Source organism: Thermohalobaculum sp., assembly GCF_058622915.1.
In genome coordinates, this window is record NZ_JBZSYN010000046.1 from 1 (window position 1) to 12,401 (window position 12,401).

Genomic DNA, 12,401 nt, shown 5'->3' on the forward strand with positions numbered 1-12,401 from the left:
GCGCCAACGGCGGTGGGCACGCGTGCCCACACACTCAACGCATTGATTTCATTGGGAATGGGCTGTGAGTACGAGTTGCGGCTAATGCGTCATGGGCCTGGGCGCGACCCTTGCCCGGTGCAGGGACGCTAGCGCACCGGGGGCGCCGCCGCCGCGGCGGGGAAGGGGCCCGCGCGCATGCGGGTGGTGGCGCGCTCGCGCGCCTTGGGGTCGATGTCGAACAGCGAGGCGAGCTGTTCGGTCACGGCGCCGGCAAGCTGCTCGGCATCCGTGATGGTCACGGCGCGGCTGTAGTAGCGGGTCACGTCGTGGCCGATGCCGATGGCGAGCAGCTCGACCTGGCTGCGGCGCTCGATCATGCCGATCACCTCGCGCAGGTGCTTCTCGAGGTAGTTCGACGGATTGACGCTGAGCGTGGAGTCGTCGACCGGCGCGCCGTCCGAGATGACGATCAGGATGCGCCGCGCCTCGGAGCGCGCCGCGAGGCGCCGATAGGCCCACTCGACCGCCTCGCCGTCGATGTTCTCCTTCAAGAGCCCCTCGCGCATCATCAGGCCGAGGTTCTGCCGCGCCCGGCGCCAGGGCGCGTCGGCGCGCTTGTAGACGATGTGGCGCAGGTCGTTGAGCCGGCCCGGGTTCACCGGGCGGCCGGCGGCCAGCCATGCCTCGCGGCTCTCGCCGCCCTTCCAGGCCCGGGTGGTGAAGCCGAGGATCTCGACCTTCACGTCGCAGCGCTCGAGCGTGCGGGCGAGCACGTCGGCGGTGATCGCGGCGATCGAGATCGGCCGCCCGCGCATCGAGCCGGAGTTGTCGATCAGGAGCGTGACCACCGTGTCGCGGAAATCCATGTCCTTCTCGACCTTGAACGACAGCGGCGTGGTCGGGTTGGCGACGACGCGCGCGAGGCGTCCGGCGTCGAGCAGGCCCTCCTCGCGGTCGAACTCCCAGCTGCGGTTCTGCCGCGCCTGCAGGCGGCGCTGCAGGCGATGCGCGAGCCGCGCCACGGCGCCGCGCAGGGGCTCGAGCTGCTTGTCGAGATAGCCGCGCAGGCGCTCGAGTTCCTCGGCGTCGGCCAGTTCCTCGGCGGCGACCACCTCGTCGTGCGTCTGGGTAAAGACCTTGTAGGTGGGATCGGCCTCGGAGACCGGCGGCTCGCGCTCATCGGGCGGCATGCCGTCCTCGGTCTCGATGCGCTCCTGGTCCTCGGCGTCGGCGTCGGATTCGTCGAGCGTGACCTCGACCTGCTGGGTCTCGTCCTGCTCGCCGCGCATGTCGTCGGGCAGGTATTCCTGCTCGTCGGACTGGTCCTCGCCGCCTTCCTCGCCCTCCGACTGCTCCTGGTCCTCGTCGGCCTCGCTCTCCATCTCGTCGGGCTCGGCTTCGTCGGGGTCCTCGCCGAGCTGGTCGGCGAGGCCGAGCTCGCGGATCACCTGGCGCGCGGCGCGGGCGAAGGCGGTCTGGTCCTCGAGGCTGCCGGCGAGCTTGGCGAGGTCGGTGTGCACGTGCTCGGCGAGGTGCTCGCGCCACAGCTCGAGCACGTTCTCGGCGCCGGGGGGCAGCGGGCGGTTGGTCAGGGCCTTCCTGAGCATGAAGCCGACCGCCTCGCCCATGGGTGCCTCCTCGGGCGAGCGCATCGCCTCGTAACCGCGCTTGTCGCACTCATGCGCCAGCCGCGCGTCGAGGTTATCGGCGACGCCCGGCATGGCGCGGGCGCCGATGGCCTCGCAGCGGGTCGCCTCCATGGCCTCGAAGATGGCGCGGGCGTCCTCGCCGCCCGGGGCGTAGCGGGCGTTGATACCCGGATTGTGGAAGCGCTCGCGCAGCGCGTAGGCGTCGGCCGAGCCGCGCGCCAGCATGACCTCGGCCCGGCTCATGCGGCGCGAGACCTGGGGCAGGCGCACGCCGGTGGCGGTGCGGCCCGAGGGGTCGGCGGAGTAGGAGACCTCCCACTCGTCGTCGGCCGCGAGCGCGCGCGTCGCCTCGGCAAGCGCCTTCTTGAAGGGATCGGCGGGGTTGTCGGTCCTGAAGACCATGGCGGGCCGGCCGGTCAGCCGAGGCTGATGGAGGCGGCGCTCTCGGGCAGCTCCTCGCCGAAGCACTTCTGGTAGATCTCGGCCACCAGCTGGCGCTCGAGCTCGTCGCATTTGTTGAGGAAGGTCAGGCGGAACGCAAACGCGATGTCGCCGGCGAAGATATCGGCGTTCTGCGCCCAGGTGATCACGGTGCGCGGGCTCATGACGGTGGAGAGGTCGCCGTTCATGAAGGCCTGGCGGGTGAGATCGGCCACCGTGACCATGCGGCTGATGGTCTTCTCGCCGGCGCCGCGATAGCTCGGCGCCTTGGACAGAACTATCTCCATCTCGGCGTCGTGCGGCAGGTAGTTCAGCGTGGTGACGATGGACCAGCGGTCCATCTGGCCCTGGTTGAGCTGCTGCGTGCCGTGGTAGAGGCCGGTGGTGTCGCCCAGGCCCACCGTGTTCGAGGTGGCGAACAGGCGGAACGAGGGATGCGGGTGGATCACCTCGTTCTGGTCGAGAAGCGTGAGCTTGCCGTCGACCTCGAGCACGCGCTGGATCACGAACATGACGTCCGGCCGGCCGGCGTCGTACTCATCGAAGCAGATCGCGGTCGGCGTGCGCAGGGCCCATGGCAGGATGCCCTCCTGGAACTCGGTCACCTGCTTGCCGTCCCTGAGCTTGATGGCGTCCTTGCCGATCAGGTCGATGCGGGAGATGTGGCTGTCGAGGTTGACGCGCACGCACTGCCAGTTGAGGCGCGCGGCGACCTGCTCGATATGCGTGGACTTGCCGGTGCCGTGATAGCCCTGGATCATGACGCGGCGGTTGTGGGCGAAGCCCGCCAGGATCGCCAGCGTGGTGTCGCGGTCGAAGCGGTAGGTCTCGTCGAGGAGCGGCACGCGGTCGGTCGGCTCGGCAAAGCCCTTGACCACCATGTTGGTCTCGATCCCGAAGGTCTCGGACACGTTGATGTCGACCGTCGGGATCTCCGCCGGGTTCACGGTGGTGCCGTCAGCCATTCTCACAACTCCAGTCATAGCGCCTGTCCCTCTGGACCAAAGGAGCGGTATTTGCAAGTCTCGCCGCGCCCCGCGGTCTGCCCTGGGCGGCAATGATCCGCCTCATGATGTGTCACGGCAGCAGGGCCCCGAACTCAGCGCACGCCGGCGCGTGGCGCTGTGGCCCGAAGCGTGTCCGGATCCTCGCCGGTGAAGACCGGGCCCCGTTGCTCCGGCCCGCCTCGGCCAGGAGAGCCGCCTCGGCCAGGAAACCGGCCTCGACCAGGAGAGCGCCGCGGTCGACCTCGGGCGCCACGACACGCGGCCCGCCCGCGCAGGGTGCGGGCCGGGCTGCCAACCTCGCCAGTAATGTATGACAGGCGGCGCCGGCCTCAATAGGCGGCCCCGGCGCCGGCCGGACGCGGGCAACATGTCGCGCTCGACCGGGATCCCGTGGATTTGCGGGCCGGCGCCCGTCGTGGCGTCGGTGGCCACCGTCGCGGATTTTCCCACAGGGCGGAGGCCGGGCCGCAGCAGGGACGCGGGCAACCCGCAAGCGGTCAGTCGGAGAAGTTGGCGCTGACGCGCAGCACCTGCCAGGCCTTGAGCACCCGGGCGAGCCGCTCAGGCTCGGGGTTGTGGCCGCCGTTCATGTCGGGGTGCAGGGCGAGGACCAGATCGCGGTAGCGCGCGCGCACGTCGCCGCGCTGCTCGACCGCGTAGGCGAGGCCGAGCACGTCCATGGCGTCGCGCTCCTCGCGCGAGAGGCGGCGGCGCGGGGCGGGCTGCGCGCCGTTGTGCCCGTTCGGGCCGGGGTTCAGCGTGGCGTTCTGGCCCAGCACCTCGAGCGGGTCGGAGAAGCCCCAGCGCGCCCAGGCGTTGCCCTCGCTGTGCGGCTGCAGGCCCAGCGCCCAGCGCGGCACCTGGCCGATCGAGAAGGTGGGCCGGTCCCACATGCGCCCGGCGTCGACCAGTTCCTCCAACTCCTCCTCCGTCCACTCGGCGAAGAAGTCCCACTCGGCGTTGTACTGGCGCACGTGGTCGAGGCAGAACCAGCGGAATTCGTTCAGCCGCCGCGGCGAGCGCGGCGCGCGGTAGGGAGCGGTGCACTCGCAGCCTGGCCACTCGCAGCGGCGCTCGCCCGCGCCGATGGCGCCGGTCATGCGGCGCGGACGCTGCCGCCGCCGCTTGTCGGCGGCGGCCGAGACGTCGTAATCGAAGGGCGAGCGCGTTCGCATGTCCTTTTCCCGGGCCTCTGTTCCGAGGGATGAGGATAGCCGAGCCGGGCGTGTGCCGAAAGCTCGACAAAGGAGAATTTAGGGATGCGTGTCGCGGAAATCATCACCCGGAGGCTCACCGAGGCCTTCGCGCCGAGCCATCTCGAGTTGATCGACGAGAGCGAGAAGCACCGCGGCCACGGCGGCTGGCGCGAGGGCGGCGAGACGCATTTTCATCTGCGCATGACCTCGGTGCGCTTCGCCGGCGAGAACCGGGTGGCGCGCCAGCGCGCCGTCAACCGGGCGCTGGCCGACCAGCTTGCCGGCCGCGTGCACGCGCTGTCGATGGAGCTGAAGGCGCCGGGGGAGTAGCCGCGCTCAGCCTTCCTTCGGCCGCGGGCCCGGGCCGCGCACGATCTCGGCCAGGCGCCGGTCCGGGTCGGCGCTGATCTTCGGCTCGGGCGCGCCCACGGGGCGCAGCTCGGGGCCGAGCGCCGGCTCGCGCCGCTGGGGGGCGGGCGCCGCCGCCGGCTCGGCGGGCTTCGCGGCCTCCTCGCCCGAGGGCCGGCGCCAGACCGCCTCGACCGGGCGGCGGAACACCAGCACGGCGCGGTTCACCGTGCGGCTGGGGCTGAACCAGCCGGCGCGCTCGGTGACGGGCACGGTGTCGGTGCGGAAATATTCCCAGCCGTCGACCGCCTCCTCGACCAGGATCTCCTCGAAGGCGGCGGCGAGCCGGTCCGAGCCGCTACGCGCGCCGCGCACGCGCCTGGGCTTCTCCGGAGCGCCGACGGTCTTGTATTCGTAGTTCATGGACGGCCTCCTCCCGCCGCGGCGGGGCTCTGGTCAGCGGAACGCGTTCGTCTCACTGTGCTACCGGTGCGAGTAACGCTCAAGCCTTGTCACTGGATCCCCAACTTGGCGCGCACGATCTGCTGCACCGCCTGCGGGTTGGCCTTGCCCCCCGTCGCCTTCATCACCTGGCCGACGAACCAGCCGGCGAGCGAGGGCTTGCCCTTGGCCTGCTCGACCTTGTCGGGATTGGCGGCGATCACCTTGTCCACCTCGGCCTCGATGGCGCCGGTGTCGGTGACCTGGCGCATGCCGCGCGCCTCGACGATCTCGGCGGGCTCGCCGCCCTCGCTGTAGACGATCTCGAACAGGTCCTTGGCGATCTTGCCCGAGATGTCGCCCCGGTCGATCAGGTCGATGATGCCGCCCAGCTGCGCCGGACCGACCGGGCTGTCGGCGATGCCGCGGCCGTCCTTGTTGAGCCGGCCGGACAGTTCGTTGATCACCCAGTTCGCCGCCTGCTTGCCGTCGCGGCCTTCCGCCACCGCCTCGAAATAGTCGGCGCTCGCCTGCTCGGCCACCAGCACCGAGGCGTCGTATTCGGTGACGCCGTAGTCGGCGACGAGGCGGGCCTTCTTCGCGTCGGGGAGCTCCGGCAGGTCCGCGGCGATGCGGTCCACCAGCGCCTGCTCGATCTCGAGCGGCAGCAGGTCGGGGTCGGGGAAGTAGCGGTAGTCGTGCGCCTCCTCCTTGGAGCGCATCGAGCGGGTGGTGCCGCGCGCGACGTCGTAGAGCCGGGTCTCCTGGTCGATGGTGCCGCCGTCCTCGAGGATCTCGATCTGCCGCTTCGCCTCGGCCTCGATGGCCTGCATGATGAAGCGCATGGAGTTGAGGTTCTTGATCTCGCAGCGGGTGCCGAACTCGGCGGAGCCCTTCGGCCGCACTGACACGTTCACGTCGGCGCGCAGGCTGCCCTCCTGCATGTTGCCGTCGCAGGTGCCGAGGTAGCGCATGATCTGGCGCAGCTTGCGCACGTACTCCGCGGCCTCGTCGGGGCCGCGGATGTCGGGATAGGAGACGATCTCCATCAGCGCCACGCCGGTGCGGTTGAGGTCGACATAGGTGAACTCGGGGTCCATGTCGTGGATCGACTTGCCGGCGTCCTGCTCGACATGGATGCGCTCGATGCGCACGCGCCGCGCGACGCCTGGGGCCATGTCGACCAGCACCTCGCCCTCGCCCACGACCGGGCTCTTGTACTGGCTGATCTGGTAGCCCTGCGGCAGGTCGGGGTAGAAGTAGTTCTTGCGGTCGAACACCGAGCGCAGGTTGATCTGCGCCTTCAGCCCCAGCCCGGTGCGCACCACCTGCTCGATGCAGCGTGCGTTGATCACGGGCAGCATGCCGGGCATGGCGGCGTCGACCAGGCCGACATTGCAGTTGGGCTCGGCGCCGAAGCGGGTCGAGGCGCCGGAGAACAGCTTGGCCTGGCTGAGCACCTGGGCGTGCACCTCCATGCCGATGACGATCTCCCAGTCGTGCCGGGCGCCGGGGATGATCCTCGGCTCGGGTTCGCTGTAGGCGAGCTCGGACATGGGGGCTCCCGCGTTCCTCTCGGTCAGGCGCGTTCTTACGCCGCTGCGGCGGGCGCGGGCAAGAGGCCCCGAGGGCGTTGTTGCGCGGCCGCCGCGCGCCTTATATTCAGGCATCCACGGCCCCGTAGCTCAGCTGGACAGAGCACCGGCCTTCTAAGCCGAGTGTCGCAGGTTCGAATCCTGCCGGGGTCGCCAGATCACCAGATCGGCCGCTGCCGCACCCGGATGTAACCGGCGGGGCGCGGAAAGCCGATTTTTAATTGGAATAAGATCTCGCAAGGGCGAGTCTGCACAACGTCCTAAACTAAAACGTGTGTTGTTTCCGGAGGATCGACTCACGTATACTCATAAATTCTTCCTCGGGTGCGTGGCGCGCGACATCGTGCGCAAAGAGTTGCGTCGCGGCGGTCTGCAACGGCGGCTGTCCCGCCTTGCATGGCGGTGGAGTCAGGCGAAACGCAAGCAACGTGGGTGGAGCATGTCTCATCAGCATCGGAACAATGCCATCGTGGCGGCGGCCCTGCGCGGCACCGCCATCGCGCTGATCGCGGCGGTGATGCCGCTCGGGATCAGCTTCGGCCCGCACGGCGCCCATCTCGGCGCCTCGCTCGCCTATGCCGGCAACGGCAACGGCAACGGCGGCGGCAACGGCAACGGCGGCGGCCATGGCCCTGGGCAAGGCGGCGGGCACGGGATCGGCAACGGGCCGGGCGGAGGCAATTTCGGCGGCGCGGACGTCGGCACGTTCGACGCGCCCGGAAACAGCTTCGATCACCCGGACAATCATGGCGCGATCGCCTCGGCGCTGGGGCGCGGCAACGCGGCGCATGCCTCCCCGAACGCGCTCGAGCACGCGTCGCTCACCTCGCAGGTCGGCAGGGTGGATACCTACAAGGACCTTGCGGACGCGGCGACCCTTTCGGGCGTCACCGTCACCGACACCACCACGGTCCAGAATCTCATCGACGCGCTGACCTCAAAGGCGACAACGCTCGACCCGAACGACCCGGTGCAGGCGCAGGAGCTGGCCCAGATCAGTGAGGCGCTGTCCGAGCTGAGCACGTACAGCGACCCGTCGACGACCACGGTCAGCGCGGCGCAGACGACCACGCTGGATTCGGCCGTGAAGGATCCGACCGCGCCCGGCGTCGTCGACGCGTTTCGCAGCCTGCTCGGCCTGAACTGAGCCCCTGCGCGGCTGCGCTGCCGCGTCGGCCGTCCTCGGCATGAGCACGGCCGGCGCGCGCCCCGTCGGCCGGGGGGCGGACGTCGGGCGGGCGTCCCGTCCTACTTCGAGGCGATCAGGCGCGGCTTGGTCACCGAGGCGCCGTTGTCGGTGTCGGTAACCAGGTGCCTGCGGGCGACGTCGACGACAATGGCCGAAAGCATTTTCATGATTTCGCTGCCCGGTGCGCTCGACTGCCAGTAGAGATGCACCACGACGATCGCTCCCGGGACCAGCTCGATCAGCGAGCCGTCATCGAGGTGAGTCTGCACCGAGAAGCGCGGCATCATGCCCCATCCGGCATCGTTGAGGCAGCAGGCCAGGTAGCCCGAGAACGAGGGCAGCCAATGGCCGGAGAGGGGGGCGGGCTCGCCGAAGGCATTGAGCAGCCACTGCTGCGGCAACAGGTCCTTGCGGTCGAACACGAGGTGGGTGGCTTTCGAGATCGCCTCGAGCGTGATGCCGTCGCGGAAATTGCGCGCCACGAAACGGGGCGACGCCACGGCGAGATACTCGATGGCGCCGAGCGGCACGCGGCGGCAGCCGTGCAGGGGATTGGCCTCGGTGGTGACGGCGGCCAGCGCCTCGCCGCTGCGCAGCCGCTCCGCGGTGTGCTCCTGGTCGTCGGGAACGATGTCGAAGTGGAGGTTGAGCTCGGTTCCGGCCCGCTTGACGACCGAGGGAAACCAGGTCGCGAGGCTGTCGCGGTTGACCGCGATCCGGATCACGGCGGGGACGCCCCAGGAGGTGTCCTCGATTGTCGTCAGGCTTTTGCGCAGATCGTTCTCGAGCAGTTGCACCTGCTCGAAATGGCGGCACAGCTTCTGGCCGTACTCGGTCGCGACGCAGGGCCGGCCGCGCACGATCAGAACGACGCCGGTGCGTTCCTCCAAAAGCTTCACCCGCTGGCTGATCGCCGACTGGGTGACGTTCAGCTCACGCGCCGCTGCCTCGAAGGTGCCTTCGCGAATCACCGCCGCCAATGCTTCCAGGAGCGGATACTCAAATCGCATATCACCCCCCACGCCTCTCGATAAGCGATCCTTATCGACAGTGTGGCGCATTTTTGCAGCTTTTGCAAGAAATTGAACGGCACTTTGCAAGCAAAGCTCGCACAAGCACAGGTTGTGCAATTAAATCTCCTTATAGCAATATAAGTTTCCCTAACAAGCGTGTAGCGACTTTCATTTCCTCAATCTATGGTTGTTTCGTATCAAAGATTAGTCGTACAGAATCGAGCAAGGCCCATGCCTGGACACGCCGTACGCCAACAATTTCTGAAAGAATTCAGAAATCTCGGCACCTACTCGCGCAGGATGTCGGTTGTCATCATCGCGTCGTATATCTCGCAGGTGCTCGTTGCGATCGCTGTGGGATTTTGGCTGCTGCAGCCGCCAATTCCGCTGCCCACGACGGTTGCTGCGGGCATCCTGGTCCTGTTTATAGGCACGCGCCTCCGGGGCTTTAACAACATCGTTCACGAGTGCTCGCATTTCAGCTTCAGCGAGCGCCGCGAAGACAACGTTCTTTTTGGGCGAATCTGTGCATCCCTGGTACTGGGGTCGTTCGCCGACTACCGCGACGAGCACATGACCCATCATGCCCATCTGGGCGACTACGAGAAGGACCTCGACCTGCAAGGCATCCGCGCCTTTCGCCTGGAGGAGCCGCTGACTCCCAGGACGCTCCTGCGCCATGTGCTGACGCCGCTGCTGGGCCTGCATCTGCCCTATTATCTGGGCGCCAACTTCTCGGCGCGCGACGGTGCGGCGTTCCGTGCGTTGAAGATCGGCCAGCTCGCCGCCGCCACGGCGTTGCTCGTGCTTGCGCCGCTGCCGGCGCTGCTGTTCGTCTGGGTGCCCTATGTCTGGGTGTATACGGCGATCAACTACTGGACCGACTGCGTCGACCATGCCGGCATCGTGGCCTATGACGACGAACTCGAGGCGTCGCGCAATTTCGTGGTGCCAAGGCATCTGCGCGTGTTCCTGTTCCCGCGCAACGATTGCTATCATCTGGTCCACCACCTTTTTCCGCAGGTGCCGGCGCGTCACTACGAGGCCTGCCACCGCAGATTGCTGGCGCATCCGGAGTATCGGGCCTGCACGGTCGGCCAGCGCACTTGCGAGCCGGTCGCTGACCGGCACGCGGTCAGGGCGTGACCCCGGCGGCGAGTCGGAAAATCAGGGCAGGCGGGCGGCGCGCGGGCTCACACCCGCAGGGTCAGCGTGGCCGCGATCGTCCACATCACCACCGCGATGGTCACGTCGAGGGCCGCCCAGGCCCGGGGTCGGGCAAAGACCGGGGCCAGCAGCCGCGCGCCGTAGCCCAGGCTGAAGAAGAAGACGAAGCTGGCCAGAACGGCGCCGATTCCGTAGGCGAGCTTTCCATGTTCCCCCGCGAAGCTCGTGGAGACCGCGCCGATCAGTCCCACCGTGTCGAGATAGACATGCGGGTTGAGCCAGGACAGCGCCAGGCAGGCGAGCAGCACGACATGCAGGGGCTGGGTCCCGTTGGTCTGCGCCGTCAGCCGGCCCGGCCGGAAGGCGCGGGCAAGGCTGAGACCGCCGTAGACGACCAGGAAGGCCGCACCGGCCCAGCTCATCGCTTCGACGGCCCGGGGCGCGGCGGCGCCGATCGAGCCGATGCCGGCAACGCCCAGCGTGATGAAGATCGCGTCCGACAGGGCGCAGACCAGGCAGACCCAGAACACGTGCGACTTCATCAGGCCCTGGCGCAGCACGAAGGCGTTCTGCGGACCGATGACGAGGATCAGCGAGATCCCGACAGCAAAGCCCGTTGCAGCGGCAGTCAGCATCGGTGTTCCGGTATTTCCCAAATGAACCTGTAAATAGCGTAATGCGCGAAGTAGAGAGGCTCAAGGTCCCGATGATGCGGGAGTCCGTGGAAAAAAGTCGTGCGCGCCCGTGCCGCCCTCTTGTGCGGCGCGGCCCCCCCGGGGACCCGCGGCTGCCGGGCCAGCGCGCCGGCTGAGCGGTTTCTCGACCAGCCCATGGAAAACTTTCATGATTAATTTCAGGTATTTGTGGACGAAACCGAAGCTCGGGCAAGGGCCTTCGTGCCGCGCCAAAGTGAAGGGCGGCCTACCCCCCGTAAGCCGCCCCTCCCGCGCTGTGTGCGTTTTGCGGATCGTGCGGCGGGTACCATAGCCGCCAAGGGGACAGCTTGTGAAACGAGTTTTGTTAATTCCTCTATAGTAACTCTAATGACGGAAATTGGGGCCTTGGGTGGATTGTGACGCGTTTAATCTTGATGATTGAAACAAATATGGCAAGGTTCCCGTTCAGGTTGCATTCCTTCACTTAGTCAATGCTTCTTGCGGGCGCGCAGCCGTCAGCGCGTCAGGCGGTCGGTGAACCAGCGCGTCAGCCTCAGCCAGATCTCGTCGCCGCCCTTCGCGTCCTCGACGCCGTGGTCCAGGTTGGGATTGTCGTTGATCTCGACCACGACGGGGCCGTCCGCTGTCTCTTTCAGGTCGACGCCATAGAGCCCGTCGCCGATCAGGGCGGCGGCGCGCACGGCGATGTCGACCACCTCGGCCGGGGCATCGTCGAGCGAGAAGGTGGCGAAGCCGCCCTCGTCGGCGGTGCCGTCGGCGCGGTGGCGCACGATCTGCCAGTGGCCGCGCGCCATGCGGTACTGGCAGGCGAACAGCGGCTGGTTGTCCAGCACGCCGATGCGCCAGTCGAAGCTGGTGGGAACGAACTTCTGCGCCAGGAGCAGGTCGCTCTCCTTGAAGAAGGTCTCGCTCAGCGCTGCGAGTTCGTCGAGCGTGCCGGCCTTGCGCACGCCGCGCCCGAACGAGCCGTCGGGGATCTTCACAACGACGGGCAAGCCAAGCCGGTCGGCTACCGCGTCGAGCTTTCCGTTGGGGCGCATGACCAGGGTCTCGGGGGTCGGGATCGACGCCTGGGTCAGGCGCTCCCACAGATAGACCTTGTTGGTGCAGCGGATCATCGAGCGCGGGTCGTCGATTACCGGCATGCCCTCGGCCCAGGCGCGCTGGGCGAACGGGTAGGTGTGGTTGCGGATCGAGGTGGTCTCGCGGATGAACAGCGCGTCGAACTCGGCCAGCCGCGGCAGGTCGCGCTTGAGGATCGGCTCGACCTCGACGCCCTGCTTCTCGGCCAGCCGTGCCCAGTGTTTCAGCGTCCTTGGGTCCGAGGGCGGCAGCTGCTCGGCCGGATCGTAGAGCACGCCGATCGAGTAGCGCGCCGGCACCCGCGGCTTGCCCGAGCGCAAGGCGCGGCGCGCGTGCTGCTCCAGCGTCCCGGCGAAGAAGGCGGTCTCGTCCTCGTTCAGCCGCGTCACCGGGCGCAGCGACAGGCGCGTGATGCGGGTCCAGGGGCCGCTCTCGTCGGTCGCCAGCGTACACACCAGCGCCGGGGCGCGGAACCAGTCGAACAGCATCCGCGCGAAGCCCGCACAGGCGGGATGGTCGGGCTTGCCGAAGCAGATCAGCATGCGCTCGGGGCGCGGGCCCTCGGCCTTGGCGAGCTCGCGGTTCAGCAGGTCCTCGAGCTCGGGCAGGGCGC

At 68.2% G+C, this 12,401-nt stretch carries 11 protein-coding genes and 1 tRNA gene; 4 read left to right on the forward strand and 8 right to left on the reverse strand.

Annotated elements, in window-relative coordinates; genetic code table 11:
- Positions 1-128: 128 nt before the first annotated feature.
- The 3 genes from cobT to AC32QD_RS04135 all read right to left on the reverse strand — a co-directional run bounded on the left by cobT (position 129) and on the right by AC32QD_RS04135 (position 4,254).
- Positions 129-2,033, reverse strand: coding sequence for a cobaltochelatase subunit CobT (gene cobT / locus AC32QD_RS04125; protein ID WP_492009216.1), 1,905 nt, complete (start codon positions 2,031-2,033; stop codon positions 129-131).
- A 14-nt stretch (positions 2,034-2,047) separates the two neighbouring features.
- Positions 2,048-3,037 carry a cobaltochelatase subunit CobS gene (gene cobS / locus AC32QD_RS04130; RefSeq protein ID WP_492009217.1) on the reverse strand — a complete coding sequence of 330 codons (990 nt, stop codon included), beginning with the start codon at positions 3,035-3,037 and terminating at the stop codon, positions 2,048-2,050.
- A gap of 539 nt (positions 3,038-3,576) precedes the next feature.
- Positions 3,577-4,254: a J domain-containing protein gene (locus AC32QD_RS04135; RefSeq protein ID WP_492009218.1), complete on the reverse strand. Its 678-nt coding sequence runs from the start codon at positions 4,252-4,254 to the stop codon at positions 3,577-3,579.
- Between the two features lie 84 nt (positions 4,255-4,338).
- On the opposite strand from AC32QD_RS04135, the gene AC32QD_RS04140 reads away from it, so the two are divergent.
- Positions 4,339-4,605, forward strand: a complete 267-nt coding sequence (locus AC32QD_RS04140) for a BolA family protein (protein WP_492009219.1) — start codon at positions 4,339-4,341, stop codon at positions 4,603-4,605.
- A 6-nt stretch (positions 4,606-4,611) separates the two neighbouring features.
- Here the strand turns inward: AC32QD_RS04140 and AC32QD_RS04145 are convergent, their stop codons facing one another.
- Together AC32QD_RS04145 and gatB are read right to left on the reverse strand one after the other, a co-directional pair.
- Positions 4,612-5,046, reverse strand: coding sequence for a hypothetical protein (locus AC32QD_RS04145; protein WP_492009220.1), 435 nt, complete (start codon positions 5,044-5,046; stop codon positions 4,612-4,614).
- 89 nt (positions 5,047-5,135) lie between these two features.
- Entirely contained in the window at positions 5,136-6,620 is a 1,485-nt protein-coding gene (gene gatB, locus AC32QD_RS04150) for an Asp-tRNA(Asn)/Glu-tRNA(Gln) amidotransferase subunit GatB (protein ID WP_492009221.1), read from the reverse strand.
- A 118-nt stretch (positions 6,621-6,738) separates the two neighbouring features.
- Here gatB and AC32QD_RS04155 point away from each other — a divergent pair.
- Together AC32QD_RS04155 and AC32QD_RS04160 are read left to right on the forward strand one after the other, a co-directional pair.
- Positions 6,739-6,815: transfer RNA gene (locus AC32QD_RS04155), tRNA-Arg, on the forward strand.
- A gap of 172 nt (positions 6,816-6,987) precedes the next feature.
- Positions 6,988-7,806 carry a hypothetical protein gene (locus AC32QD_RS04160; RefSeq protein WP_492009222.1) on the forward strand — a complete coding sequence of 273 codons (819 nt, stop codon included), beginning with the start codon at positions 6,988-6,990 and terminating at the stop codon, positions 7,804-7,806.
- A 101-nt stretch (positions 7,807-7,907) separates the two neighbouring features.
- On the opposite strand, the gene AC32QD_RS04165 is transcribed toward AC32QD_RS04160, so the two are convergent.
- A complete protein-coding gene (locus AC32QD_RS04165; RefSeq protein ID WP_492009223.1) occupies positions 7,908-8,858 on the reverse strand; it encodes a LysR family transcriptional regulator ArgP in 951 nt (316 codons plus the stop codon).
- A gap of 234 nt (positions 8,859-9,092) precedes the next feature.
- On the opposite strand from AC32QD_RS04165, the gene AC32QD_RS04170 reads away from it, so the two are divergent.
- Complete coding sequence (locus AC32QD_RS04170) at positions 9,093-10,007, forward strand: fatty acid desaturase family protein (RefSeq protein ID WP_492009224.1); 915 nt, start codon at positions 9,093-9,095, stop codon at positions 10,005-10,007.
- A 47-nt stretch (positions 10,008-10,054) separates the two neighbouring features.
- Here AC32QD_RS04170 and AC32QD_RS04175 read toward each other — a convergent pair whose 3' ends face one another.
- Together AC32QD_RS04175 and AC32QD_RS04180 are read right to left on the reverse strand one after the other, a co-directional pair.
- Positions 10,055-10,663 (reverse strand): LysE/ArgO family amino acid transporter, encoded by a 609-nt coding sequence (locus tag AC32QD_RS04175; RefSeq protein ID WP_492009225.1) that lies wholly within the window; start codon positions 10,661-10,663, stop codon positions 10,055-10,057.
- A 536-nt stretch (positions 10,664-11,199) separates the two neighbouring features.
- The coding region (locus AC32QD_RS04180; protein ID WP_492009226.1) for an ATP-grasp domain-containing protein at positions 11,200-12,401 on the reverse strand (1,202 nt) is incomplete at its 5' end.